Raw genomic sequence first — 24,587 nt, forward strand, 5'->3', positions numbered from 1 at the left:
CATGGGAATTCTCGCAGCATTGCTGATCGGTGCCATCGCCGGCTGGTTGGCCGGGTTGATCGTTCGTGGCGCCGGCTTCGGCCTGCTCGGCAATATCGTAATCGGCATCATCGGCGCACTGGTCGCTGGCTGGCTGCTGCCGCGATTGGGTGTGAGCCTTGGCGTCGGGGCGATCCGCGACATCATCAACGCCACCATCGGCGCGGTGATCGTGCTCGTCATCCTGTCGCTGATCCGGCGCTGACGTCGCATCCCCTCACTCTGCGATCGCCTACCGCGATTCCCATCATTTTCGGCGGCGCGCGTCCGCGCGACAAGAAGAACAAGGCAAAGTCTCCATGAAATTTACCGGCACCGAAAACTATGTCGCGACCGATGATCTCAAGGTCGCGGTCAATGCCGCTATCGTGCTCGAACGCCCGCTGCTGGTGAAGGGCGAGCCGGGCACTGGCAAGACCGTACTGGCCGAAGAAGTCGCCAAGGCGCTGGGCGCACCGCTGCTGACCTGGCACATCAAGTCGACCACAAAGGCGCAGCAGGGCCTGTACGAATACGATGCCGTCTCGCGCCTGCGCGACAGCCAGCTCGGCGATCCCCGCGTCTCGGATATCGGCAACTACATCAAGCGCGGCAAGCTGTGGGAAGCTTTCACCCATGCAGAGCGACCGGTGCTGCTGATCGACGAAATCGACAAGGCTGACATCGAATTCCCGAACGACCTTCTGCTCGAGCTCGACCGCATGGAATTCCATGTTTACGAGACCGGCGAGACCATCAAGGCGGCAAAGCGCCCGATCGTGATGATCACATCGAACAACGAGAAGGAATTGCCCGACGCGTTTCTGCGCCGTTGCTTCTTCCACTACATCAAGTTCCCCGACATCGACACCATGAACCAGATCGTCGAGGTCCACTTCCCCGGCATCAAGCATCGCCTCGTCGCCGAAGCGATGCGTATTTTCTTCGAGGTGCGCGATGTGCCCGGCCTCAAGAAGAAGCCATCGACGTCGGAACTGCTCGACTGGCTGAAGCTGCTGGTCAATGAGGATATGTCGCCGGAGATGCTGCGGGAGCGCGACCCGCGCAAGCTGATTCCGCCGCTGCACGGCGCGCTGCTGAAGAACGAGCAGGACGTGCACCTGTTCGAGCGGCTGGCGTTTTTGAACAGACGGGAAGTCTGATCCCACCATCGAGGTATACAGCCTTCACGAAAAACCGCCCTCAGGGGCGGTTTTTTAATACCTATTCCAGAGATATTTTCCAATTTCAGTATACATAAACTGGTTCTAATCCCCGTTCTATTGAGATATCGTCCCTTCAAACGCCATCCCTGTATACAAACAGGACTCAAGAACTGCGCCACGGAGGAATACGATGCCCGCTTCATTCCCGCTGAACGCCTGGTACGCCGCCGCCTGGGATGCCGACATCAAGCACCAGCTTTTCCCGCGCACGATCTGCGGCAAGCATGTGGTGATCTATCGACGCTCCGATGGCGGCGTCAGCGCGCTGGAGGATGCCTGCTGGCACCGGCTGGTGCCGCTGTCCAAGGGACGTCTCGAGGGCGACACGGTGGTCTGCGGCTATCACGGCCTGAAATACAACGCGCAAGGCCGCTGCACCTTTATGCCCTCGCAGGAGACCATCAATCCCTCCGCCTGCGTGCGCTCCTATCCCGTCATCGAACGGCATCGTTTCATCTGGCTATGGATGGGCGACCCTGCGCTGGCCGATCCCGCTTTGGTGCCGGACATGCACTGGAATGACGATCCGGAATGGGCCGGCGACGGCAAGACGATTCACGCGAAGTGCGACTACCGCCTCGTGGTCGACAATCTGATGGATCTCACCCACGAGACTTTCGTGCACGGCTCCAGCATCGGCCAGGACGACGTCGCTGAATCTCCTTTCGATGTCACCCATGGCGACAAGACCGTCACCGTGACGCGCTGGATGAAGGGCATCGAAGCGCCCCCATTCTGGGCTGCGCAGCTGCGGAAACCCGGCCCGGTCGATCGCTGGCAGATCATCCACTTCCAGGCGCCGAGCACGGTGAATATCGACGTCGGCGTCGCACCGGCCGGAACCGGCGCACCGGAAGGCGATCGCTCGCAGGGCGTCAACGGCTTCGTGCTCAACACCATGACGCCGGAAACCGAGACCACCTGCCACTATTTCTGGGCCTTTGTGCGCAACCACCGCATCACCGAGCAGAAGATCACCACGGAAATCCGCGAAGGCGTCGCGGGTATTTTCCGCGAGGACGAGATCATTCTCGAAGCGCAGCAGAAGGCGATGAACGAGAATCCCGACCGCGTCTTCTACAATCTCAACATCGATGCCGGCGCGATGTGGTGCCGACGGGTGATCGACCGCATGGTGGCGAAGGAAAGTACGCCACCCAAACTGCAGGCGGCAGAGTAAAATCATGAGCGAACGCGATACCGAACGCTCCGTCTCACAGACCGTCCGCGCGCAGCTCGCACTGCGCGACATGATCCTGTCCGGCACGCTGCGCTCGGGCGAACGCATCAGCGAATTGCAGGCTGTCGAAATCACCAGCGTCTCGCGCACGCCGGTGCGCCTCGCGCTGGTGCGGCTGGAGGACGAAGGCCTGCTGCAGGCGATCCCATCCGGCGGCTTCATGGTGAAGGCGTTTTCCGAGCGCGATATTCTCGACTCCATTGAGTTGCGCGGCACGCTGGAAGGCCTTGCGGCGCGCTTCGCCGCCGAGCGCGGCGCCAGCGCGCGCAATCTCGAACCGTTGAAGGAATGTCTGTCGGATCTGGATCAACTGGTGCGGCAGGATCCGATCTCCGTGGAGGCCTTCTCGGCCTATGTCACCATGAATGCGCGCTTCCATGCGTTGCTGACCGACCTCTCCGGCAGCGCGCCGGTGATCCGGCAGATAGATCGTGTTTCGGCGATGCCCTTTGCCTCGCCCAGCGCCTTCGTGATGGCACAGTCAGCGCTGCCGGAAGCGCACAACATCCTGCTGATCGGCCAGGAACATCACCGCATCGTCGTCGACGCCATCGAGAATCGCGAAGGAGCACGCGCAGAGGCGATCATGCGTGAGCACGCGCGGCTTGCCGTGCGCAATCTGCGGCTGGCACTGCGCAATCGCAATCATCTCGATCTGCTGCCTGCACTGGCATTACTGACCTCGACACCGGCGGATTGACGGAGACCTTTCATGCGTTTTGCAGAACACTGGATGGGATGTCGCGTCGAGGCCACGCGCAATGTGGCGCCGAACATTCGCGAGATTACGCTGAAGCCGGATACACCGCTGCCGTCCTACCCTCTCGGCAGCCACATCAATGTCAGCCTCCTGATCGACGGCCAGCCACAGACGCGATCCTATTCTCTGGTGGGAGAACGCAGCAACGAGTTGCTGCGGATCGCGGTGCGGCTGGCACCGGATAGCCGCGGCGGCTCCAAAGCCATGTGGGCACTGCAGGTCGGCGCGCGGCTTGAAATCTCCAGCCCGTCATCGCTTTACGACATCGACTGGAATCGTGGGACATACTGCCTGATCGCCGGCGGCATCGGCATCACGCCGATCACCGGCATTGCCGCAGCGCTCCACAGCAAAGCCATCGATCTGCAGCTGCACTATGCAGTGAAGGCCCGCAGCGAAGCCGCCTATCTCGATGAACTATCGACGCTGCTCGGCGACCGCCTGACGGTGCACGCGAGCCATGAAGGCGCACGACTGGATTTCGCCACGACCTTTGCTGCCTTGCCTCCCGATGCCATCGTCATCCTTTGCGGCCCGATGCGGATGCTGGAAGCAGCCCGGCGCGAATGGAACACTGCCGGGCGCGCGCCCGCTGATCTGCGCTATGAAACATTCGGCTCCAGCGGTCTCCTGCCAACTACGGAATTTCGCGTTCGGTTGAAAGGCAGCGGCGCGGAGATCGTAGTGCCGCAAAGCCGCTCGATGCTGGCAGCACTCAACGAGGCCGGCTTCGAGGTGATGTCGGACTGCGAACGCGGCGAATGCGGTGTCTGCGCCATCGACGTCCTCGCCATCGACGGCGAAATCGATCATCGCGACGTGTTCTTCAGCGATCACCAAAAGAGCGGCAATACGAAGATCTGTCCCTGCGTCTCGCGCGTCGTCGGCACAGTGACGGTGGATACGTTGTATCAGCCGGACGCTGTCTGACCGTCAGCGTTCACCGCGCAGCGACGCAATCATCGACATGATCGCGAGCAGGATGACCACGGCGCCATAGACATAGGCCACGACGGCCAGTCCGGCATATGGCACAGCCACACCTGCAGCGAGTGCTGGCAGGCTGAAGGCCAGATAGGACAACACATAGAACGCCGCCAGCAAACCGGCGCGCTGATGCGCCTCGGCGGTCGGCAGCAGCGTGCTCAGCGAGCCGGCGAAGGACGCGCCGAAGCCGAAACCTGCGATCACCGAACCGGCAAACAGCATCGCAACGCTGTGCTGCCAGATGCCGAGCAGCGAGACGAGGACGCCCAGCGACAGTGCGGCCGTGCCAATCACCAGCAACCGCTGCGCCGGAAGCTGCCTAAGGGCGGCCACGGTCAGCGCTGCAGCGAGCATCAGGGTCGCGACCACGACGCCGCCGACCCAAGGCGCGGAGACGCCCATCGTTGTTGCGACCACCGTGGGCATCAAGGACAGAGAGAAGCCGCCCAACGCCCATGTGGCGACGGTGGCCGGTGCAACGCGCAGCAGCGCGGCGCGCGATTGGCTGGGCACGCGCACATGCGGCCGCAGCGAAGCCAGCGCGCCCGATTTACGCGACACGGTCTCGGGCATCACGAATAGCAGCACAATCATCACGGCCGTCAGCGCGAATAGAACCTCATAGACCAGATGCAGCGGATCGGGCGCGAAGGTGACGAGCGCCGCCGCGCCGAGCGCGCCGACCATCAGGCCAAGAAAGGCGGTCACGCTGTTGAGGAGCGGTCCACGCTTGCGGTCAGTATCGAGGATCGCAGCACCCAATGCCGTTGTCGCCGTGCCGACGCACAGGCCCTGCACGGCACGCGCGAGGATCAATTGCCCGACATCACTGGCATAGGAGAACAGCACCATCGCGATGGCATTGAGCAGCAGACCGCCGAGAATGACCGGACGGCGTCCGATATAATCGGACAGGCCGCCGACCGTCAGCAACGCCACCAGCAGGCTGATCGCATAGACCGCGAATACCAGCGTGATCATCAGCGGCGAGAGATGCATCGACTGCTGGTAGAGCCGGTACAGCGGCGTCACCGCGCTGCTGCTGGCCGCGACCAGCGCGGCCCCGGCAAAACTGAATGCCGTCATGGCCGATGGCTTCAACACCCAACCGGCTCTGGCGGGTGATGCTTGAGCATTGGAAACACACGTCTTTTCGGCGCTGCCTTGCATGGCTCGTTCCTAAAAGCTAAGTAATTGCATTAGGCATCTAGGTCGCCCGAGAGCTTAATGCAAATATTTTGCGTTAAGAATCTCAGTTTTTCGCACAGGCGCGACCGTGGGAGAACGATGTGACGGTGAAGGAACGGGTCCGGATCGGTGGACGCAGCGCGCGGATACAAAGCGCCGTGCATGATGCTGTCCGCAAATTGGGGGCTCTTTCCACCCGAAACCAGATCACCGTGCCACAGATCGCTGCCGAGGCTGGCGTGACGCCATCGACCATCTATCGGCGCTGGGGCGATCTCTCCGCGCTGCTCGCCGACGTCGCCGTGGCGCGGCTGCGGCCGATCGCGGATCCTGACGACACTGGCGCGGTCGAAACCGATCTGCGCGCCTTCATCGAGCAATATGCCGAAGAGATGTCATCTCCGGTCGGCCAGGCCTTGATGCGGGACGTGCTGTCGGCCCTCAAGGAGGGACTGCCCAGCGCCTGCGCAGGCTTCACCTGTGATCACCTCACCACCATCAACGCGCGTGCCAAAGCGCGCGGCGAGACGCCGTTCGATATCGACGAGGTGATCGACCATGTGGTGGCGCCGATCATCTATCGCGCGCTGTTCAGCGAACAAATACCGACATCCGATTATTGCAATCGCCTGATTGACCGGATTTATCCGCCTGCCCGCAAGCGACGTGCTGCCAGTTGATCGTCAGCGCGGCTTCTCGTCCAGCTGATAGGTCAGATGCGCCTTCACCGTCGGCCATTCGCCGGGCAAGATACTATAGACAACCGTGTCGCGCAGCGTGCCGTTCGGCGCAATCTGGTGATTGCGCAGGATGCCGTCCTGCTTGGCGCCGAGCCGCTCGATGGCACGACGGGACTGGTGGTTGAAGAAATGCGTGCGGAATTCCACCGCGATGCAATCCAGCTTTTCGAAAGCATGCTGCAACAGCAGGAGCTTGCACTGGGTATTGAGCGCGGTGCGCTGCACCCACTTGCCATACCAGGTCGAGCCGATCTCGACCCGGTGGTTGGCGGCATCGACATTCATATAGGTCGTCATGCCAGCGATCTTGCCGTCGGCATCCTTCACCGTGAATGGCAGCATCGCGCCTGATGCCTGCAGAGCGAGCCGACGGTCAATCTCGGCGCTCATCTTTTCCGGCGTCGGGATCGCGGTGTACCAGATCTTCGAAAGGTCGCCTGACTTGGCGGCCTCGATCAGGCCATCGCAGTGATCTTTGGCAAGAGGTTCGAGCCGGGCGTGAGGGCCAGAGAGCGTAACGGGTTCAAGCCACGGCATCGGTCTTCCTTCGTTCTAGACGCGCGATCGGACGCAAAACCGGCTTCCACTTTTGCTGATCGCGCTCGGGCTACTTGTTCAAGAAATTGAGCGGCAAGCCACCGCGCGGCCAATCCATTGCGATCAGCTCGCCCTTGCCTGACAGCGTGATATAGGCCGTCTTCAGCTCGGGGCCGCCAAATGCGATATTCGTGGTGACGCGGTCGCCAGTTTGTATCTGTTCCACCAATTTTCCATCCGGCGCAATCACCGAGATGCAGCCGCTGACCAGCGTTGCAACGCAGACATTGCCGGAGGCTTCAACCGCGAGAGAATCGAACATCTGATAGCCGCCAAGGCCCGCGATGGGACGGCCGCGCTCGCCGCGATAGATCACCTCGCTCGGCTTCACTTCGCCCGGCGCGCCGACGTCGAAGGCCCACAACCGCGCCGTCGGCGTCTCGGCCACATAGACGGTCTTCTCGTCCGGCGACAGGCCGATGCCATTGGCCGGCAACATGCCGAAATGCCCTTCGACGACCTCGGTCGCACCCGGCTTCATGTAATAGAACGCGCCGACATCCATGTCGCGATGGCGACGCTTGCCGAGATCGGTGAACCAGAGCCCGCCCTGCTTGTCGAACACCAGATCGTTCGGTCCCTTCAGCGGATGCGCGCCGCATTTGTCGAACAGGGTTTCGACCTTGCCGTTAGAGAGGTCCACGCGCTGGATCGAGCCGCCGATATATTCATGCGGCTCCGGCGCGCCAGGCATGATGGCGCCGCGCGACGCCGCCCAGCTGAAGCCACCATTGTTGCAGAGATACATCTTGCCGTCCGGACCGAGCGCAGCGCCGTTCGGGCCACCCGGGATTTTCGCGACCACTTCCTTGCGGCCATCGGGCCACACCCGCGTCAGTTGCTGCGCACGGATCTCGACCAGAATGACGGAGCCGTCCGGCATCACCACCGGGCCTTCGGGGAATGCGAGATCGGTGGCGAGGACGCGGATGTTGGGACTGGACATGGAAACTCCCTGACATTTTCTTGGTTTGTTATCGCACCCTGGGTGGGCGACGCAGCGTGACGAAAGTAGAGCAAACATGTCCGGCGCTGCCAAGCCGCGCAAATGCATGGCCACTTGCGTGGAATTTCCATTCGGCTTTAGCTGCAATCAACGATAACGCGAAAAGTCCGAGGAAACCGATGCCGACCACCCCCGCAGTTGCGCCTGGAGCCGATGACGAAGTGCTCTACTCTGTCGCGCACGGGATCGCGACCGTCACGCTCAATCGCCCGCAACGGTTGAACACGATCTCACGCGAGATGCTGACGCAGCTCAGCGATCTGTTTCTGAAAGCGGACGCTGATCCCGAAGTCCGCGTGGTGATCCTGACGGCCACCGGCCGCGCCTTCTGCGCCGGGCTGGACATGGCCAGCGCCACCAAGGGCACCGGCATCGGCTCCGCCAACGATGCCAACAACAGCCGCACCACGCTCGATCTGAAGACAGCGCCCCCGATCGTGATGTTCAACATGGAGAAGCCGACCATCTGCGCCATGAATGGTGCCGCCGCCGGCTATGGCATGGACGTCGCACTCGGCTGCGACATGCGCATCATGGCGGAGAGTGCCAAATTCGCCGCGGCCTTCGTGAAACGTGGCGTGGTGCCTGAATCCGGCGGCACCTGGTTTCTGCCGAGGATGATTGGTTGGGCCAAGGCAGCCGAGCTGATCTTCACAGGCCGCACACTGTCGGCGCGCGAAAGCCTCGAAATGGGCCTTACCAACGAGGTGGTTGATGATGCGGAATTGATGACGCGCGCCAATGCAGTGGCGGCCGAGATTGCCGCCAATGCGCCGCTCGCAGTGCAGGCCGCCAAACGCATGATGCGCTCAGGTCTGTCCGAGAGCTTTGGCGACCACGTCCATCACGTGTTCCTGCAATTGCTGCCGCTGTTTCGCACAGCGGATTTCCGCGAAGGCATGGCGTCGTTTCTTGAAAAGCGCCCAGCCAAATTCACTGGCAAGTGAGCGCGACGCACAAACATAGACGCGGTGTTGTGCGCCGCGTCATGCTTTGCTGATTAAGTCAGCTTTCCAACTTCAAGGCTTGGTGCATACTCCCGGCATTCGAGCCGCATCACAAAAGCCTGCATAGACCGGCCGATGCGGTTGATCGAACCACAGGGAGGACACTTGACCATGCAGCATGACTGGAAAGTTCTGCGAGTGACTTTGCTCGCCGGCGTTGTCGTAGCGCTTACGTCCACCGCAAGCCACGCGCAGAAGAAATACGATACTGGCGCCACCGATACCGAGATCAAGATCGGCAACATCATGCCGTATAGCGGCCCGGCGTCCTCCTACGCGACGATCGGAAAAACCGAGGCCGCCTATTTCAAGATGATCAACGAGAAGGGCGGCATCAATGGCCGCAAGATCACCTTCATCAGCTATGACGACGGCTACAGCCCGCCGAAGACGGTGGAGCAAGCGCGCAAGCTGGTCGAGAATGATGAAGTGCTGTTCATCATGAACCCGCTGGGCACGCCGGGAAATACGGCGATCCAGAAATATATGAACACCAAGAAGGTGCCGCAGCTATTCGTCTCGACGGGCGCCGCGAAATGGGCCGATCCGAAGAACTTCCCTTGGACCATGGGCTGGCAGCCGAGCTACCAGGCCGAGGCGCGCATCTACGCGCAATACATCATGAAAAATCATCCCGGCAAGAAAGTCGGCGTGCTCTATGCCAATGACGACTTCGGCAAGGATTACATCATCGGACTGCACGAAGGCTTCGGCGATAAGGTCAAAGATTACATCGTCTCTGAGGTGCCTTACGAGACGGCGTCACCGACGGTGGATTCACAGATCGTGCAGATCAAGGCAGCCAATCCGGATGTCTTCATCAACATCGCCACGCCAAAATTCGCTGCACAGGCGATCAAGAAGGTCGGCGAGATGGGCTGGAAGCCCGTTCACATCGTCACCAATGTCTCGGCATCTGTCGGCAGCGTGATGAAGCCCGCGGGCTATGCCAACTCGCAGGACGTGCTCAGCGCGGCCTATATGAAGGATCCCAAGGATCCAACATGGAAGAACGATCCGGGCATGCTGGAATGGTCGGCCTTCATGGACAAATACTATCCCGAAGGCGACAAGGAAGACGGCGCCACCGTGTTCGGCTACGGCGTCTCGCAAGGTATCGTCCAGGTGCTCAAGCAATGCGGCGATGACCTCACCCGCGAAAACATCATGAAGCAGGCGGCGAGCCTGAATATGGAAATCGGCATTTACCTGCCGGGCACCAAGATCAAGACCAGCCCGACCGATTTCAGCCCGCTCGAACAGCTTCAGATGCAGCGGTTCAAGGGCGAAAGCTGGGAGCTGTTCGGCCCGCTGATGTCCGGCGAGAAGAACTCGTAAGCAATACGCTCCGGCGTCCCCTCTCCTGAGCCAGAGGGGACGCACGCGTGCTGAGCCACGCGCTCTCGTTGCTGGCCCCCTCTCCTCAATCGTGCATACTCGACGCAAGCCGCGGCGATCGATGGTCCACCCAGATGAACCGCACCGCGGACATACAGAACGTCAGAGGAAACGATGCACAGGACACTGGCTCGCGGGATGTCTCTCGCGCTTTCCGCGCTCATGTTCGGCGCGCTCGCTACGCCATCTCACGCGCAGAAGAAATACGATCCGGGCGCCAGCGATACCGAGATCAAGGTCGGCAACATCATGCCCTATAGCGGGCCGGCATCTTCCTATGCCTCGATCGGAAAATCCGAGGCGGCCTATTTCAGGATGCTGAACGACCAAGGTGGCATCAACGGCCGCAAGATCAATTTCATCAGCTATGACGATGCCTACTCGCCGCCAAAGACGGTGGAACAGGCGCGCAAGCTGGTCGAGAGCGACGAAGTGCTGCTGTTGTTCAATCCGCTGGGCACGGCGACCAATTCCGCGATCCAGAAATACATGAACCTCAAGAAAGTGCCGCATCTCTTCGTATCGTCCGGCGCCTCGAAATGGGCCGACCCAAAGCACTTCCCGTGGACCATGGGCTGGTCGCCCAGCTACCACAATGAGGGGCGCATCTGGGCTGCATGGATTCTGAAGAGCCATCCCGATGCGAGGATCGGCGTGCTGTTCCAGAACGACGACATGGGGAAGGACTATTTCAGCGGCGTACGCGAAGGACTCGGCGACAAGGCCGACAAGATGATCACGGTACAGGCGAGCTTCGAGACCAGCTCACCGACAGTAGATTCGCAGATCGTCCAGATCAGGACCGCCAATCCCGATGTGTTCCTGAACATCGCCTCGCCCAAGTTCGCCGCGCAGGCGATCAAGAAGGTGGCCGAGCTGAACTGGAAGCCGGTGCAGATGCTGGTCAACGTGTCGCAATCGGTCGGCTCGGTGATCAAGCCCGCAGGCTTCGACAATGCGCAGGGCGTGATCAGCGCAGCCTATATGAAGGACCCCACCGATCCGCAGTGGAAGGACGATCCGACCATCAAGGAATGGCTTGCCTTCATGGACAAGTATTATCCCGACGGCGACAAGAACGACATCTACACGCTGTACGGCTTCGGCATCGCGCGCACACTGGCGCATATTCTCGAACGTTGCGGCGACACGCTCACACGGGAGAACGTGATGAAGCAGGCCACCAGTCTCGACTATGAGGTCGGCATCTTCCTGCCCGGTACCCGCGTCAAGACCAGCCCAACCGACTACAGCCCGCTGCAGCAGTTGCAGATGATGCGTTTCAAGGGCGAACGCTGGGAACTGTTCGGACCCGTGCTGAGCAGCGAGTAGGACGAGAGCGCCCTACTTCGCTGCATCCTTGGCAGGCGCTGGCGCATCCTTGGCCGCCGGCGCGTCTTTCGCGGCAGCCGGAGCTTCCTTCGCAGCCGGCGCCGGCTTCTTCTGCGCCGCCTGCAGCTCCTCCACCGTCTTCTGCAGGGCAACGACGGTAGCCTTTAGCGCCTCGACCTGACGGTTGGCCGCATCCAGCCGCTGTTGCTGATCAAGCCGCAGCTTGCCCAACGTCTGCTGCAGGAAATTGACGTTGCTTTGCAGGCAGCTGGTGCGGCGCTCCATGTTCTTTTCGACCGTGCAGATCTCGATTCCCGGCACATCCTGCGCCTGCGCCTTGGCGGCGCCCAAAATGGTCAGCAATGTCATCGCAAGGATTGTTCGGCCGCGCATCGTTTTCCCCATCATGTCCGTCATGCCGCCAAGACCAAGCGGTGCTGGCGCCCGGCTGTCAACCAGGTGTGATGGGAACGAAGAAGATGTCCGCCCGTTCCTTGGACCGGAGCACCTCATGGCGACGCGTGAACGACGGCTGGCCGAATTCGATGGCCAGGGTGATCCTGAACCTGATCAGGCGGTGCAAGTGTTGTGCGAGGACCACAGCGGCACTTATCAGCTGCCCTTCCCTTGCCAGTTCATTGATGGCGAATGGCGCAATGCCGAGACAGGCAGCATGGTCGAGGCACGCGTGGTCGGATGGCGGCTGCCACGTACAGCGTGAGCGCCGTGTACCTGCTTCAGGGGCGGCGGTGCACTGCGCCGACGAGCGCTTACGCGTACAGATAGCCGACAGGCTTGCCCTCGGTCCGCAGGGGACGGATGTCCTTCTGTGTAATGATCTTGGCCGCCAGGCCGTCGATTTCATCGCGTTGGGTCGGCGTCCAGCTTCGAAGCTGCTCCATGCCTTTCAGCAGGCCAAGCCGGAGGACTTGCGTATTTTCGCCCATCCCGATGAGGCTGGTCGAATTCTTGCCCGCCGTCACCACGTCACCGGCCGCAAGTTCGAACGTCTTTCCGGCACTATCCCTGAATTCCGCCATGCCACGAATGACGCGATAGATGACAACCTCGCCTTTCGCGAAAGAGGCGGCATCCACGGCCGCCGAGGAACTCTTCGGCAAGAGGGACTTGCCATGCGGATCGGTTGCGATGATGTGACCGGTGACAAGATGCCCGCTCGGTGCCTCGATGCCAATATCGCGCACATAGACGGGCGCCGCCGACTTGATGGTGTCATCAGCCAGCAGCTTGAAGAGCGCGTCCAGCGCCAGCGGATCCTGAAGCCAGAAGCCCGCGTCGTCGGGGCGATCATGCAGCGCATGGGTCCAGGCCACACGTGGTGTCTCGGCTTCGTTGATCTGATCCGGACCCACGATTGTCGGGTTCGGGAAGGTCGTCGGATCGGTTACGAAGGCTTCGAGAAATTTGCCGGAGTAGCCCATGGAGAGGGGATCTGGCACCACCGTCTGCGGCGTCTTCAGGTTCTCCTCCGTGGACAGACCTGACCAGGTGTAGAACAGCTGACGATGCACGATCGCGCTCTGCAGCATCACCGCCCCGGGGCCGACATTGTAGTAGCGGCCGTCGTAGTCGAAGGTGAACATGCCCGACGTGACCAGCACGAGCTGGAAGCCGCCTGGTGGAAGATGCAAATGGAAGTCGGTAGGGCCGGTGTCTTCGCGATAGATCGGCAGATTGGTCGCGACCTCATGAAGGAGGAAGGTTTCATTGTTGGCGTGAAAGCCCTCATTGGCGCGGCTATAAAGTGCCTGCGGGCGATAGGTTGCCTCGTATGTCGTGTCCTTGTGCCGATCGATCGCTACGAAATCCCCATGATTCAGACGGAGAGGGTCGCCGTTCGGGTGCGTCAGGTTAGGCAATTTGAGGTCGATCGCAGCATGGACATTCATGGGATCCTCCAACGAGTTTAAAAACACCCGGGGACCGAACTGTGATTGGCGTGCAATCGATCGGCAGCCAACGCAATGCGGCTCGCGAGAAATTGCTGCTATGCGAAAATCGCGCCAGCTGGCGTCAAAGGCGTTTTGATACCAATCGCGCTCGTTAGCAGGTCATCTGGCGGCCAAACCGCGCAAATCCCCGGGCGAGCGCTACAAATTCTGGATACAAGTTGAGCACGCCCTGCCCGATCCGTAAGCCGGCATGGCGTTGCCGAACTATCAATCAGTACTCAACCTCGAGCTCTTCGATATCGGTAGGCTCCTGCCTGGCCGCGGCAATCCATTCCTGCATTTCGGGCAGGTTCATCACCATGCTGGCATAGGCTGATAGCTGCGGATCGAGCTTGACGTCATAGGTCGCGAAGCGCGTCACCACCGGCGCATACATGGCGTCCGCCATGCTGCGGGTGCCGAACAGGAAAGGGCCGCCGGACTTCGACAGACACTCGCGCCAGATTGTGCAGATCCGGTCGATATCGGCTTGCGCGCGCGACCAGACCTTGAAGTTCGGAAAATGCCCCTTGATGTTGACCGGCAGCGACGCTCGCAATGTCGTGAAGCCGGAATGGATTTCACCCGAAATCGAGCGGCAATGCGCCCGCAGGATGCGGTCCGCCGGCAATAGCTTTGCTTCCGGCATGATCTCGTTGAGATATTCGGCGATTGCCAGCGTATCCCAGACCACCGCCCCTTCATGGCGCAGGCAGGGCACCAGGATCGATGAGGACAGCAACAGGATCTCGGCCTTGGCGGAGGCATCGTCCGGCGCCGTAACGACTTCGTCGAACTCAAGGCCTGAGAATTTTGTCAGCAGCCACCCTCGCAATGACCACGACGAGTAGTTCTTGCTGCTGATGGTGAGTGTCGCGTTGGCCATGACTTATCCCCTTACGCCCGAACCCAGGCAGCCGGTCAGCTCTCGGGGTAACCGGTTCCCGGCTGCCCATTGCTTGTGCTGCTTTAATTTTATTCAGCAAACCACGTGCCAGTTTTCCAGACGAATTGACTCTTCTCTGGCTTCAATATTGCATAGCAACACAGCAGGGATAGCTCCGGATGATGTCAATGATGTATCAGGCCTACCAGAATCACATGGATCTGACAGCACCTTGGCGCACCGGTGCGTCTGCCGCATTGAAGTACCTCAATCTCGTCCCGGCCGGCACGTCCGAGAAACTGTTCGGCCGCCTCGCGGCAGCACTTGAGCTGATCTCACGCTCCGCGCTCACCTATCATCGGCCCGAATTCGATATCGGCAAGGTGATGGTCGGCAACGCCGAGCATGAGGTGACGGAAGAAGTCACCTTCAAGACGCCATTCGGATCGCTGCTGCACTTCAAGAAAGAGAATGCACCGGAGCAGCCACGCATGCTGCTGGTGGCGCCGATGTCCGGCCACTTCGCGACGCTGCTGCGCGGCACTGTGAAGACCCTGCTGCAGGATCATGACGTCTATATCACAGACTGGCACAACCCGCGCGACATACCGCTCGATCAGGGCAAGTTCGGCCTCGACGAATATACGGAGCACCTGATCACATTCATGAACGAGCTCGGCCCGCGTTCGCACATGGTCGCGATTTGCCAGCCATCCGTGTCGGCGCTAGCTGCAGCAGCTATCATGTCGGAAGACAACCACCCCGCCCGCCCGGCAAGCCTGACATTAATGGCAGGCCCGATCGATACGCGCATTCAGCCGACCAAGGTCAACGAGTTCGCCAAGAGCAAGCCGTTGAAGTGGTTCGAAGACAACATGATCAACTACGTGCCGTTCCAGTGCAAAGGCGCGTTCCGGCAGGTCTATCCCGGCTTCATTCAGTTGACTGCATTCGTCTCGATGAATCTCGAGCGCCACATCAAGTCACATGTCGATCTCGCCAATCATCTCGCCAAGGGCGAGACCGAGAAGGCTGACGTCATCAAGACGTTCTATGACGAATATTTCGCGGTGATGGATCTGCCGGGAGAGTTCTATATCGACACCATCCGCGACGTATTCCAGGAGCACCTGCTGCCGCAGGGCAAGCTGACCTACAAGGGCCGGACCGTGAACTGCGCATCGATCAAGCGCATGGGGCTGATGACCGTCGAGGGCGAGAAGGACGATATCTGCTCGATCGGCCAGACTTTGGCAGCCCAGGATCTCTGCACCGGCGTGCGAGCCTATCGCAAAGTCCATCACATGCAGGCCGGTGTCGGCCATTACGGTGTATTCAGCGGACGCCGTTGGAACAACGAGATCTACCCGCTGCTGCGGGATTTTGTTCACGTGAATTCATGAAACCCTGCGTTGTATACAAATAGTCGGGCGCTTCACCCAAATTGGTGACGCGGATGTCGCAGGAATAACCTACGTCGATACCGGGAATTGTTTCGCCGCTGCTTCAGCAGCATAGCAGCGGTTTCTTATTACCGCTTCGGCGGACCGTGTATTGACGACTGCACGATTTTTCACCGGACATACTTACGCATCAAGGCCGGCCATCGTGCCGGCCTTTTTCGTGGATTTTTCAGGCGTCCCGGTCCGGGATCAATTGAACTCGCGGCTGGCCCAGAAGCCGAACCAGGTCCACCTGCCGCTCGACGCCGGTTTTCAAGAAGACGGATTTCAGCTGGGTCCGCACGGTGTTCAAGCTGACGCTCTGCATTTTCGAGATGGCGGTGACTGAGTTGCCATCGATCAAAAGGCTGGTGATCCGCGCTTCAGCCGGCGTCAAATCGAACAAAGCCTGCAGAAGCTCCGGACCCGGGCTGCGCTGCTGGTGGGTGATCGGCGTCAGGAGCAGGATCGACATAGCGCCCGCAAAAATATCGAGGCCAGCCAGACGGAGGGGCAGCACATGCGCGATCAAGGGTGGGCTGTGCTCAGTCCCAGAAATTGGAATTGAACGGCCCGTTTTCGACAGAGACAAGGGCTTGCTCAGCGCCTCGATAAACATGGTCTGAGCGACCTGCGAGGCGAACTGCACCTGATCCTGCGCGCCAACGCCGACAATCGTCGTGCTGGAAATGAACCCAGGATTGGCCGCGATAACGCGCCCCTCCTGAGTGACCGCACTCGCGGGAAGGCCAATCATCTGAAGTGTCGCAACTGCCGTGCGGGCACGTTCGAAGCCCAGACGACCAGACAACACCGCCGCGCGGGCCAGATGAGGCCGGAGGCCATCCAGTTGATCTGCTACAGCGCGTTCAACCGGCCCCTTGGCGTAAGCCTTCTCTACCGAAATCACGAGCGTATCACCGGAGGGAGACCGTACCGAGGTACCAGCGCACCAGCCGAGACCCGCCGGCCGGAGAATGTCCCGATAGAAGCTCTCATTGTCGAGTTCTTCCATCGTGAACCGGTCCAGGTCCGTCAGAAACCACGGCTCGTTTTCCGCGATTAGTCTGGCGCTTCGTGGATTCTTGGTCGCATAGGGACTCTTGGTCCAACGATCGATCCGCTCGCGAATTCTCTCAGATGACGTCCACCGCGGAATGCCGGGCGCGGATGCGAAAATCATCGCACCTTCGGCATCTGCCATCGCCGCCAGGCGATCGAACACCTGCGGCCAACGCTCCGGCAAAACTCCCGCTTCATAAATCTCGTCGACGAGCGTTTCAAAATTCACGGATGTATCCAGCAACACGGTTTCCGGCGGCTCGCGTCTCGGTCATCACGGTGAGAAAGCAGCACCCATCATGCAACACCGCAGACACCAGACAATTCCCGAGACCATTCGGAAATCTGCGACCACGATGCTGATGTGCGCGAAATGCCACTTTCGCCAGCCGCCGTTCAGGAGGCGAATGGTATTCACTGCCTAACTAGACCGGTCCCGCGCTGCTCGCCAGTGTAAAGCGAGAAGTTTTACGCCAGAGGTGCTTTTGCCGGTGGCAACTCCCGCGGCAAAATCAATGCAGCGACGATCACCAGCGCCGACAAGGCGGCAAAGGCGTGCAACATCATGATGAAGCCACCCTGCTCGTACAACCACGCGACAAGCCCGACCGAGGCTCCCGCTGCGGTAAAGCCAACGAAATAACGCACGGCGTAGGCGCGCGACCGCCACTCCTCGCTTGTATACTTGCCGACGATCGCCTCGTTGACGGTGATCTGCCCGAACAGACCAATGATAATGCCGATCGCGACGACAATCAGTGAGATGTTCGATTGCGACGCTGCGAAATACAGGAACGGCGCGAGCACCAGCGACAACGGAACGCTCACCGCCTTCAGCGAGTGCTTATCGATCAGTTTGCCGATGTTGTACTGGGTTGCCGCGCCGAAGACATAAACGCAGGCGGCAATGATGCCGAGCAATGCCGGGCTGTCGGTCATGTCGGACAAACGCTCGGCAAACAGTTTTGGCAGCGCGACGGTGATGGCGTTGAAGACGGTGGAGATCGCTACCACCGTGACCAACAATGCAAGGATCACACGCCACATGTCGGACTTCGCGACGCGCGCTTGCGCCGCCGCCTGTTTGAATCCCGAGCGATCTTCATGTGCGACCTCGCGCATGAAGACAACACCAGCTGCAACAGTGACGAGGCCGGGAATGATGAAGGCCCAGCGCCAGCCGAGGAACTGACCGAGTACGCCGGTGATCAGTGCGGAAGACGCCACGCCGAAATTGCCGAACACGCCGTTAATGCCCATCGCGCTGCCGAGCTTGTCGGCATAGGAGACGATCATCGCCGTGCCGACCGGATGATAGATCGACGCGAACAGGCCAACCGAGAACAGCGCCGCACCAAGCTGCAAAGGCGTCTGCACCAGGCCGACAGCCATCATCGACAGACCGATGCCGTAGAAGAAGATCACCATCATATGGCGACGGCTCCAGCGGTCCCCGAGCCAACCGGTCACCAACGAGCCGGCCCCAAACGCCATGAAGCCCGGCGTCGCATAGGGCAGCAGCTCGGTATAGGTCATATTCATGGCCGGACCCATCACGAGCACCGCTGCCGCAAAGATCAGCATCGCGTAGTGGTCGATGAAATGGGCGACATTAACGAGGGTGATGACCCGGCTGGGGACGTTCATGAATCGATTCCTTGGCAACCTTGGAATGCCGTTATATGAGCTTGCTCTAACGGGATGTTGCCAATGAATGTCGCAGAACCGCCAATCCTGGACTTATCGGAGCGCCGGCGCTCGGCGACCGACGGTGTCCACATCCTGGCGACGCGCTACCCCAAGGGTATCCGGCTGGACACTCATGCCCATCGCGAGGCGCAACTCGTATTCGCCGCTGCGGGCACTATGCAGGTTACGACTCCGAAGGGCCGCTGGCTGGTGCCACCGGATCGCGCGGTCTGGGTGCCGGCCCACCTGCCCCACGCTATCGACGTTCTGGCCGACATCGAGATGCGCTCGCTGTATTTCAACGTCGACTGGCTGGCACGGGATCGACGCAATGGCGATCTCGCAGCGGAGTTCGTGGTTCGCGTGTCGCGCCTGTTGCACGAGTCGATCCTGGCGCTGTTCGATGGGCGCGATGACGTCGCACGGAATCGGTTGTTGATCGAGATTGCCATGCTCGAACTGCATCAGGCGGGCGATCCCACGACCTTCATGCCGCTGCCGCAAGAGCCGCGCTGCCGACGCGCCGCGGAGATGGTGCTGGCCGATCCGACGCAGGCTTACGAGATCGAAACTTTGGCGCGCGCTGTCGGCACGTCGGCACGTACACTATCGCGGCTTTTTTCGGCAGAGACGCAATTGAGCTTCAAGAGCTGGTGTCAACGCGCGCGGATCGCGGAGGCGATCGAACGCCTGTCGATGAACCGCAACGCCTCGGTGAAGCAGCTCGCTGCCGATCTCGGCTATGCCAGCTTCTCGGCGTTTTCGCACGCGTTCCGGCAAGTGACGGGCAAGAGCCCGACAGAGTTTATCGAGGCGAAGTAGCGCCGCTTAGCGCGGCACCACCGCAGTCGCCTCGATCTCGACGCGCGCAGCGAGTTCAACCAGACGCACGACCTGCACCAGCGCCATGGCCGGATAGTGTGCACCGAAGATCTCGCGATAGGCCTGACCAAGCGCTTTCAGATTGCCGAGATATTCTTCCATATCGACGACATACCAGGTCAGCCGCACGAGATGCTCGGGCTTCGCGCCACCTTCCGCGAGGATGTCGGAAATGTTCTGCAGTGCCTGACGAACCTGCGATACAAAATCCGGCTTCAGCTTCTCCTCGGCGTCCCAGCCAATTACACCACCGGTCACGACGATGCGGCCATCTGCCGTCATGCCATTGGCATAACCTTTGGGCTTCGGCCAGCCACTCGGCTGCAATGCGCGCGAAACGGATGCTGCAACATCGCCCTTTGCGTTCGGCACCACGGTCAATGTCGGGCCCTTTGGTGCATTCACCGGGCAATCCTCCCTGAAAGAAACGTCTTCAAACTTATGCAGCAACGGTCGGTGACGCGCCCGCCGCGGCCTGCTGGCGAAGCGCAAAGCGCTTCAGCTTGCCGGTCTCGGTCTTGGGCAGTTGCGTCACGAACTCGATGGCGCGCGGATATTTGTAAGGCGCGATCTCGCGCTTCACGTGATTCTGCAACTCGGTCGCCAGCGCGTCGCTCCCTGCCTGACCGGGAGCGAGAACGACATAAGCCTTCACGATCATGCCGCGATCGGCATCGGGGCAACCGACAACGCCGCAATCGACCACGGCTTCATGGGTGAGCAACGCAGCTTCAACGTCGGGGCCGGCAATATTGTAACCCGCCGACACGATCATGTCGTCAGAACGTGACTGGTACCAGAAGTAACCGTCCTCATCCATCAGGAACGTATCGCCGGTGATGTTCCAGCCGTTTTGCACGAATTTGAGCTGACGCGGATCAGCGAGATACTTGCAGCCCGTCGGGCCCTTCACGGCGAGACGGCCTAGCGTGCCGGGTGCCACTTCGTTGCCTTCGTCGTCGATAATCTTGGCCACATAGCCGGGCACCGGCTTACCCGTGGAGCCCGGACGGATTTCTTCCTCAATGGCGCAAATGAAGATGTGCAGCATTTCGGTGCCGCCGATGCCATCCATCAGCTTGATGCCGGTGGCCTTCAGCCATGCATCGTAAGTGCCCTTCGGCAGCGTCTCACCGGCGGAGACGCATTTGCGCAGCGTCGAGAGATCGTACTGGTCGATCTTGCCGAGAATGGCGCGATAGGCGGTGGGCGCGGTGAAGCACACCGTCACCTTGTGCTTGGCAACGGCCACAGGCAGCTCGTCGGGACCAGCCTTCTCAAGCACCACGAAGGACGCGCCAATATGCAGCGGGAACAGTACGCCGCCAAAGCCAAACGTGAAGGCCAGCGGCGCCGAACCGATGAAGCGATCTTCCGGGCTGGCGCGTAGCACATTGCGCGCAAAGCCGTCGCACACCGCGAGCATGTCGCGGTGGAAATGCATGGTGCCCTTCGGGTCGCCCGTTGTGCCCGACGTGAAGGCGATCAGGCAGATATCATCCGAGGCGGTATCGACGGCGGTGAATTCCGGGCTGGCCTCGGCGATCATCTTGTCGAGTTCGGCTTCACCGGCCCCCCAATAGACGACGCGCTTGAGTTCGGGCGAAACCGCCTTAGCCTTTTCCATCTCGTCGGACAGCTTGCTGTCGCACAGCGCCAGCGAGATCTTCGCCTTCTGCAGCGGATAAGACAATTCCTTGGCGCGCAGCAGCGGCATGGTCGACACGCAAACGCCGCCGGCCTTGATGATGGCGAGATAGGTTGCAACCATCATCGGATTGTTGGCCGAACGCAGCAGCACGCGACCGCCGGTAACCAGGCCAAGCTCGTTGACCAGAACGTTGCAGATTTTGTTCACGAGCTCATACAGCTCGCGATAGGTATAGCTCTCGTTTAGCCCGATCATACACGGCGCATCGCCGCGCCCCTCGGCGACCCAGCGATCAAGAAACGGCACCACGCAATTGATGCGCGGCGGATAGTGAAATTCTGGCCGGGTGAACAGAAACTCCGGTAGCTGTTCCGGCGGGGGCATATTGTCCCGCGCGAACGTATCAACATGCGCCGTATAAGGCTTTGTCAGCTGAGTATCAGCGGCCATTGCAATGCTCCCGTCACGTCAGATGCCCGGCAACGTCATCCAAATATCATTTTAGACTTAAAACAGTTTTCCGCAACTGCGGAGTCTTGCGGCACGCCGAAATTTTCGGCTGACAACGTCGATTTGCGCGGATTGTTTAGGCAAGTCAGCCTAAAGCGTGGCCAGCGCCTTTAGCCGCAGCACCATGGCGGACTGCGGATCGGCTAGCGGTGCGACGGCGGTAAAATGATTTGCGCCGGGAAGCGCCTCGAAGCGCGCGGGAATATGGATACCCCAGGCATCGACAATGCTTTGGCTCTGTCGCAAATATTCGACACCCTCGTCGCTGCCAACCACCGCATCGAGAGACCCGTGCAAAGGCGCCGGCCAGAACAACGGACTGACCTCACGGGCGCCGGCATCGTTCAAATACAATGCATTGTTGATGGACGTCGGCACCAGCGGTGCCAGATCGAACAGGCCGGAGATCGCATAAGCACCGACAATCAGGTCCTGCGGCAGCGCGGAATCGAGCGCGCGCCAGTCCGTCGCCAGCATGCAGGCCGCGAGATGACCGCCCGCCGAATGGCCCGACACGACGAGCCGCCTGCCGAGCTTCGCCAGCTCGCGGGTCGCCGCACGCATCTGCGCGATGATATCACCGACCGAGACGTTCGGACACAAATCGTAGCTGGGGATCGCCACGCTGATGCCATGGCTGTTCAGCCCGCGCGCCAGATGGCTGAAGAACGAGGCATCCAGCGCCTGCCAGTAGCCACCGTGAATGAAGACGACAATCGGACCTTTGTCGCCGGCGGGAAAGTAGTCGATCGTGTGCCGTGCGCCTGAGCCATATGGAATGGCCCGCATCTGCACGCCGCTGTCGCGATAGGCTTTGGCGTCCTGTGCCCAGCCGGCGATCAGCGCAGAGCTTTCCGGGACTTTTGCGCGATTGTTGTATTCGGCTTCGAGATCGATCACTGCACTCACCGCGTCGCGTTTACGGCACCTTGCCGTTCGCTGCCTTTTGCGCCGCTTTCTGCGCAGAAGCCTTGGTCTTGGCCAGTAAACGCATCAGTTCGCGGACATCCTTCGGCGCCAGATCCGTGAAGATTTCAGCGATCCAGGTCTCGTGTTCTTCGGCCATCTTGCGGAACTCCGCGCGGCCTAGTTTGGTGAGCCGGATCACCTGAACCCGACGATCGGTGTCGGAGGTGCGGCGATCGACGTGGCCGGATTCGACAAGACGCTCGACCAGGCCGGTCACGTTGCCGTTCGACACCATCATGCGCTTCGAGACATCCGACAGGGTCATACCGTCGGGCACTTTGTCGAGCTGAGCCATCAGATCGAAGCGTGGGAGCGTAACATCGAAGCGTTCGCGCAAGCGGCTGCGGACTTCACCCTCGATCAATGTCGTACAGGTCAGGAGCCGGAGCCACAGGCGCAGCTCATCGCCGTGATCATCGGGAAGTTCGACAGCCTTGGTCTCGGAATCGAGAATCATGATGCAATCTTACCTGCTTGGAGCTCCCGCGGCGGCCACGAGACCGGCAATCCACAATCTCGTACCGCCCCGGCGCCGATCCTTTGACCTTCAAGGAATTTCCGCCCGACCGCAAGCCAAAACGCCGCAGCCTTGACCGCCGTCGATTTTGAATATTTCTTTAAGGTTCAAATAAATTGGCCTGCGGTTTGCATAGCCAAATCGACTGATTTCTTGAGCCTGCAGATCACTTACGCTGCTTGCGGCTGCCGCCGTGGTGAGCATAAGCTAGGCAAAAGAACAAATTTTGGGTTGGCGCATTTTTCGGCTGCCTGTCGCAGCCGAGTGGAGGAGAAGTTAATGAAGCAGTCTCTCAAATTGGCCGGTTTGGCCGCCCTGATGATGAGCGTTTCGGCCATCCCGGCCATGGCTCAGGAAAAGATCAAGGTCGGCGTGATCGTGTCGCTGTCGGGCGCCGGTGCCGTGCTCGGCCAGCAGGCGCGCGACGGCTTCAACCTCGCCGTAAAGGATCTCGGCGGCAAGATGGGCGGCAAGGATGTCGAAGTCATCGTCGTCGATGACGAACTCAAACCCGACGTCGCCGTGACCAAGGTCAAAGGCCTGCTGGAGCGCGACAAGGTCGACTTCGTGGTCGGTCCGATCTTCTCCAACATCCTGGGCGCGATCCACAAGCCGGTCACCGAGAACAAGACCTTCCTGATCTCGCCGAATGCCGGCCCGTCGAGCTATGCCGGCAAGGAGTGCAATCCGTATTTCTATGTGACGTCGTATCAGAACGACCAGATCCACCAGATCCTCGGTAACGTCGCCCAGAAGCGCGGCTACAAGAAGATCTACCTGATGACCCCGAACTATCAGGCCGGCAAGGACTTCGTCGCCGGCGTGAAGATGGACTTCAAGGGCGAGATCCTTGAGGAATCCTTCATCCCGCTCGGCACGCTCGACTTCCAGGCCGAACTCTCCAAGATCGCTTCGATGAAGCCTGATGCCGTGCTCACCTTCATGCCGGGCGGCATGGGCGTGAACCTCGTCAAGCAGTACAAGCAGGCCGGCCTGCTCGACCGCATTCCGTTCCTGTCGACCTTCACCGTCGATGAATCGACGCTGCCGGCCCAGCAGGACGCGGCGATCGGCATGTTCGGTGGCTCGAACTGGGCACCGACCCTCGACACTCCGCAGAACAAGAAGTTCGTGGCAGAATACGAGAAGGCCTATAGTAGCGTGCCGGCGACCTACGCCTTCCAGTCCTATGACGCGGCCATGCTGATCAACAGCGCCGTCGTTGCCGTGAAGGGCGACCTCTCGGACAAGGCCAAGGTGGCTGCAGCCATGAAGAAGGCCGACTTCCCGTCGATCCGTGGCGGCTTCAAGTTCAGCAACAACGGCTATCCCGTTCAGGACTTCTTCCTGACCAAGGTGGCCAAGCGCGCTGACGGCAAGTTCCAGACCGAGATCGTCGAGAAGGTGTTCTCGAACTACGGCGATCGCTACGCCAAGGACTGCGCTGCGCAGTAATCGCCCTGGCGATCACTCATCACCGGGCCGTTGCCGCGAAGGCGGGACGGCCCGGTGTTTTATCGGCCCGTGT

General features: G+C 60.4%; 25 protein-coding genes. 13 read left to right on the forward strand and 12 right to left on the reverse strand.

Annotation, left to right across the window (positions count from 1 at the left end; all coding sequences use genetic code 11):
* The first annotated feature begins 1 nt into the window (after window position 1).
* The 5 genes from AB7951_RS19140 to AB7951_RS19160 all read left to right on the forward strand — a co-directional run bounded on the left by AB7951_RS19140 (window position 2) and on the right by AB7951_RS19160 (window position 4,174).
* The gene (locus AB7951_RS19140; RefSeq protein WP_068732215.1) at window positions 2-244 is read left to right on the forward strand and encodes a GlsB/YeaQ/YmgE family stress response membrane protein; all 243 of its coding nucleotides are present in this window, start codon (window positions 2-4) and stop codon (window positions 242-244) included.
* A gap of 94 nt (window positions 245-338) precedes the next feature.
* Window positions 339-1,181, forward strand: a complete 843-nt coding sequence (locus AB7951_RS19145) for an AAA family ATPase (RefSeq protein WP_068732213.1) — start codon at window positions 339-341, stop codon at window positions 1,179-1,181.
* A gap of 193 nt (window positions 1,182-1,374) precedes the next feature.
* The gene (locus AB7951_RS19150) at window positions 1,375-2,424 is read left to right on the forward strand and encodes an aromatic ring-hydroxylating oxygenase subunit alpha (protein WP_120289001.1); all 1,050 of its coding nucleotides are present in this window, start codon (window positions 1,375-1,377) and stop codon (window positions 2,422-2,424) included.
* Between the two features lie 4 nt (window positions 2,425-2,428).
* Window positions 2,429-3,184: a GntR family transcriptional regulator gene (locus AB7951_RS19155; protein ID WP_120289000.1), complete on the forward strand. Its 756-nt coding sequence runs from the start codon at window positions 2,429-2,431 to the stop codon at window positions 3,182-3,184.
* A gap of 12 nt (window positions 3,185-3,196) precedes the next feature.
* Window positions 3,197-4,174, forward strand: coding sequence for a PDR/VanB family oxidoreductase (locus tag AB7951_RS19160; RefSeq protein ID WP_120288999.1), 978 nt, complete (start codon window positions 3,197-3,199; stop codon window positions 4,172-4,174).
* Between the two features lie 3 nt (window positions 4,175-4,177).
* Here the strand turns inward: AB7951_RS19160 and AB7951_RS19165 are convergent, their stop codons facing one another.
* Window positions 4,178-5,317: an MFS transporter gene (locus AB7951_RS19165; RefSeq protein WP_068732205.1), complete on the reverse strand. Its 1,140-nt coding sequence runs from the start codon at window positions 5,315-5,317 to the stop codon at window positions 4,178-4,180.
* 203 nt (window positions 5,318-5,520) lie between these two features.
* Between AB7951_RS19165 and AB7951_RS19170 the strand changes: the two genes are divergently transcribed.
* Complete coding sequence (locus tag AB7951_RS19170) at window positions 5,521-6,099, forward strand: TetR/AcrR family transcriptional regulator (RefSeq protein ID WP_120288998.1); 579 nt, start codon at window positions 5,521-5,523, stop codon at window positions 6,097-6,099.
* 3 nt (window positions 6,100-6,102) lie between these two features.
* Here the strand turns inward: AB7951_RS19170 and AB7951_RS19175 are convergent, their stop codons facing one another.
* Window positions 6,103-6,696 (reverse strand): GNAT family N-acetyltransferase, encoded by a 594-nt coding sequence (locus AB7951_RS19175; protein ID WP_120288997.1) that lies wholly within the window; start codon window positions 6,694-6,696, stop codon window positions 6,103-6,105.
* 70 nt (window positions 6,697-6,766) lie between these two features.
* Complete coding sequence (locus AB7951_RS19180) at window positions 6,767-7,702, reverse strand: SMP-30/gluconolactonase/LRE family protein (protein ID WP_068732201.1); 936 nt, start codon at window positions 7,700-7,702, stop codon at window positions 6,767-6,769.
* A gap of 179 nt (window positions 7,703-7,881) precedes the next feature.
* Here AB7951_RS19180 and AB7951_RS19185 point away from each other — a divergent pair, with 179 nt between their 5' ends.
* The 3 genes from AB7951_RS19185 to AB7951_RS19195 all read left to right on the forward strand — a co-directional run bounded on the left by AB7951_RS19185 (window position 7,882) and on the right by AB7951_RS19195 (window position 11,499).
* Entirely contained in the window at window positions 7,882-8,709 is an 828-nt protein-coding gene (locus AB7951_RS19185) for an enoyl-CoA hydratase/isomerase family protein (RefSeq protein WP_120288996.1), read from the forward strand.
* Between the two features lie 171 nt (window positions 8,710-8,880).
* Window positions 8,881-10,107 carry an ABC transporter substrate-binding protein gene (locus AB7951_RS19190; RefSeq protein WP_120288995.1) on the forward strand — a complete coding sequence of 409 codons (1,227 nt, stop codon included), beginning with the start codon at window positions 8,881-8,883 and terminating at the stop codon, window positions 10,105-10,107.
* Between the two features lie 198 nt (window positions 10,108-10,305).
* Window positions 10,306-11,499 carry an ABC transporter substrate-binding protein gene (locus tag AB7951_RS19195; RefSeq protein WP_441256025.1) on the forward strand — a complete coding sequence of 398 codons (1,194 nt, stop codon included), beginning with the start codon at window positions 10,306-10,308 and terminating at the stop codon, window positions 11,497-11,499.
* 12 nt (window positions 11,500-11,511) lie between these two features.
* On the opposite strand, the gene AB7951_RS19200 is transcribed toward AB7951_RS19195, so the two are convergent.
* The gene (locus AB7951_RS19200) at window positions 11,512-11,892 is read right to left on the reverse strand and encodes a hypothetical protein (protein ID WP_199712045.1); all 381 of its coding nucleotides are present in this window, start codon (window positions 11,890-11,892) and stop codon (window positions 11,512-11,514) included.
* Between the two features lie 118 nt (window positions 11,893-12,010).
* On the opposite strand from AB7951_RS19200, the gene AB7951_RS19205 reads away from it, so the two are divergent.
* On the forward strand, window positions 12,011-12,220 hold the full coding sequence (locus tag AB7951_RS19205) for a hypothetical protein (protein ID WP_120288992.1): 210 nt from the start codon (window positions 12,011-12,013) through the stop codon (window positions 12,218-12,220).
* Window positions 12,221-12,269: 49 nt separating this feature from the next.
* Here the strand turns inward: AB7951_RS19205 and AB7951_RS19210 are convergent, their stop codons facing one another.
* A complete protein-coding gene (locus tag AB7951_RS19210) occupies window positions 12,270-13,409 on the reverse strand; it encodes a hypothetical protein (RefSeq protein ID WP_120288991.1) in 1,140 nt (379 codons plus the stop codon).
* A gap of 274 nt (window positions 13,410-13,683) precedes the next feature.
* Window positions 13,684-14,337: a glutathione S-transferase family protein gene (locus AB7951_RS19215; protein WP_093760630.1), complete on the reverse strand. Its 654-nt coding sequence runs from the start codon at window positions 14,335-14,337 to the stop codon at window positions 13,684-13,686.
* A gap of 179 nt (window positions 14,338-14,516) precedes the next feature.
* Between AB7951_RS19215 and AB7951_RS19220 the strand changes: the two genes are divergently transcribed.
* On the forward strand, window positions 14,517-15,740 hold the full coding sequence (locus AB7951_RS19220) for a polyhydroxyalkanoate depolymerase (protein WP_120288990.1): 1,224 nt from the start codon (window positions 14,517-14,519) through the stop codon (window positions 15,738-15,740).
* Window positions 15,741-15,969: 229 nt separating this feature from the next.
* Here AB7951_RS19220 and AB7951_RS19225 read toward each other — a convergent pair whose 3' ends face one another.
* Both AB7951_RS19225 and AB7951_RS19230 read right to left on the reverse strand, forming a co-directional pair.
* The gene (locus tag AB7951_RS19225) at window positions 15,970-17,085 is read right to left on the reverse strand and encodes a helix-turn-helix transcriptional regulator (protein ID WP_120288989.1); all 1,116 of its coding nucleotides are present in this window, start codon (window positions 17,083-17,085) and stop codon (window positions 15,970-15,972) included.
* Between the two features lie 224 nt (window positions 17,086-17,309).
* Entirely contained in the window at window positions 17,310-18,488 is a 1,179-nt protein-coding gene (locus AB7951_RS19230) for an MFS transporter (protein ID WP_089267410.1), read from the reverse strand.
* 63 nt (window positions 18,489-18,551) lie between these two features.
* Between AB7951_RS19230 and AB7951_RS19235 the strand changes: the two genes are divergently transcribed.
* The gene (locus AB7951_RS19235; protein WP_439062625.1) at window positions 18,552-19,352 is read left to right on the forward strand and encodes an AraC family transcriptional regulator; all 801 of its coding nucleotides are present in this window, start codon (window positions 18,552-18,554) and stop codon (window positions 19,350-19,352) included.
* Between the two features lie 6 nt (window positions 19,353-19,358).
* Here AB7951_RS19235 and AB7951_RS19240 read toward each other — a convergent pair whose 3' ends face one another.
* The 4 genes from AB7951_RS19240 to AB7951_RS19255 form a co-directional block, all read right to left on the reverse strand.
* Window positions 19,359-19,817: a RidA family protein gene (locus AB7951_RS19240; RefSeq protein ID WP_089267412.1), complete on the reverse strand. Its 459-nt coding sequence runs from the start codon at window positions 19,815-19,817 to the stop codon at window positions 19,359-19,361.
* Between the two features lie 34 nt (window positions 19,818-19,851).
* Window positions 19,852-21,519, reverse strand: coding sequence for an AMP-binding protein (locus tag AB7951_RS19245; RefSeq protein WP_439062734.1), 1,668 nt, complete (start codon window positions 21,517-21,519; stop codon window positions 19,852-19,854).
* 144 nt (window positions 21,520-21,663) lie between these two features.
* Window positions 21,664-22,473: an alpha/beta hydrolase gene (locus AB7951_RS19250; protein WP_439068891.1), complete on the reverse strand. Its 810-nt coding sequence runs from the start codon at window positions 22,471-22,473 to the stop codon at window positions 21,664-21,666.
* Between the two features lie 19 nt (window positions 22,474-22,492).
* Entirely contained in the window at window positions 22,493-22,999 is a 507-nt protein-coding gene (locus AB7951_RS19255) for a MarR family winged helix-turn-helix transcriptional regulator (RefSeq protein ID WP_170849792.1), read from the reverse strand.
* A gap of 339 nt (window positions 23,000-23,338) precedes the next feature.
* Between AB7951_RS19255 and AB7951_RS19260 the strand changes: the two genes are divergently transcribed.
* Window positions 23,339-24,514 (forward strand): ABC transporter substrate-binding protein, encoded by a 1,176-nt coding sequence (locus tag AB7951_RS19260; RefSeq protein WP_120288985.1) that lies wholly within the window; start codon window positions 23,339-23,341, stop codon window positions 24,512-24,514.
* The last annotated feature ends 73 nt before the right edge of the window (window positions 24,515-24,587 follow it).

It is taken from the genome of Tardiphaga sp. 285_C5_N1_2, assembly GCF_052076065.1.
Taxonomy (GTDB): Bacteria; Pseudomonadota; Alphaproteobacteria; order Rhizobiales; family Xanthobacteraceae; genus Tardiphaga; species Tardiphaga robiniae.

Excerpts from the sequence above, each read along its gene's own strand:
- AB7951_RS19140 (WP_068732215.1), top strand. The coding sequence starts at position 2 with ATGGGAATTCTCGCAGCATTGCTGATCGGTGCCATCGCCGGCTGGTTG.
- AB7951_RS19145 (WP_068732213.1), top strand. The coding sequence starts at position 339 with ATGAAATTTACCGGCACCGAAAACTATGTCGCGACCGATGATCTCAAG.
- AB7951_RS19150 (WP_120289001.1), top strand. The coding sequence starts at position 1,375 with ATGCCCGCTTCATTCCCGCTGAACGCCTGGTACGCCGCCGCCTGGGAT.
- AB7951_RS19155 (WP_120289000.1), top strand. The coding sequence starts at position 2,429 with ATGAGCGAACGCGATACCGAACGCTCCGTCTCACAGACCGTCCGCGCG.
- AB7951_RS19160 (WP_120288999.1), top strand. The coding sequence starts at position 3,197 with ATGCGTTTTGCAGAACACTGGATGGGATGTCGCGTCGAGGCCACGCGC.
- AB7951_RS19165 (WP_068732205.1), bottom strand. The coding sequence starts at position 5,317 with ATGACGGCATTCAGTTTTGCCGGGGCCGCGCTGGTCGCGGCCAGCAGC.
- AB7951_RS19175 (WP_120288997.1), bottom strand. The coding sequence starts at position 6,696 with ATGCCGTGGCTTGAACCCGTTACGCTCTCTGGCCCTCACGCCCGGCTC.
- AB7951_RS19180 (WP_068732201.1), bottom strand. The coding sequence starts at position 7,702 with ATGTCCAGTCCCAACATCCGCGTCCTCGCCACCGATCTCGCATTCCCC.
- AB7951_RS19185 (WP_120288996.1), top strand. The coding sequence starts at position 7,882 with ATGCCGACCACCCCCGCAGTTGCGCCTGGAGCCGATGACGAAGTGCTC.
- AB7951_RS19190 (WP_120288995.1), top strand. The coding sequence starts at position 8,881 with ATGCAGCATGACTGGAAAGTTCTGCGAGTGACTTTGCTCGCCGGCGTT.
- AB7951_RS19195 (WP_441256025.1), top strand. The coding sequence starts at position 10,306 with ATGTCTCTCGCGCTTTCCGCGCTCATGTTCGGCGCGCTCGCTACGCCA.
- AB7951_RS19200 (WP_199712045.1), bottom strand. The coding sequence starts at position 11,892 with ATGCGCGGCCGAACAATCCTTGCGATGACATTGCTGACCATTTTGGGC.
- AB7951_RS19205 (WP_120288992.1), top strand. The coding sequence starts at position 12,011 with ATGGCGACGCGTGAACGACGGCTGGCCGAATTCGATGGCCAGGGTGAT.
- AB7951_RS19210 (WP_120288991.1), bottom strand. The coding sequence starts at position 13,409 with ATGAATGTCCATGCTGCGATCGACCTCAAATTGCCTAACCTGACGCAC.
- AB7951_RS19215 (WP_093760630.1), bottom strand. The coding sequence starts at position 14,337 with ATGGCCAACGCGACACTCACCATCAGCAGCAAGAACTACTCGTCGTGG.
- AB7951_RS19220 (WP_120288990.1), top strand. The coding sequence starts at position 14,517 with ATGATGTCAATGATGTATCAGGCCTACCAGAATCACATGGATCTGACA.
- AB7951_RS19230 (WP_089267410.1), bottom strand. The coding sequence starts at position 18,488 with ATGAACGTCCCCAGCCGGGTCATCACCCTCGTTAATGTCGCCCATTTC.
- AB7951_RS19235 (WP_439062625.1), top strand. The coding sequence starts at position 18,552 with ATGAATGTCGCAGAACCGCCAATCCTGGACTTATCGGAGCGCCGGCGC.
- AB7951_RS19255 (WP_170849792.1), bottom strand. The coding sequence starts at position 22,999 with ATGATTCTCGATTCCGAGACCAAGGCTGTCGAACTTCCCGATGATCAC.
- AB7951_RS19260 (WP_120288985.1), top strand. The coding sequence starts at position 23,339 with ATGAAGCAGTCTCTCAAATTGGCCGGTTTGGCCGCCCTGATGATGAGC.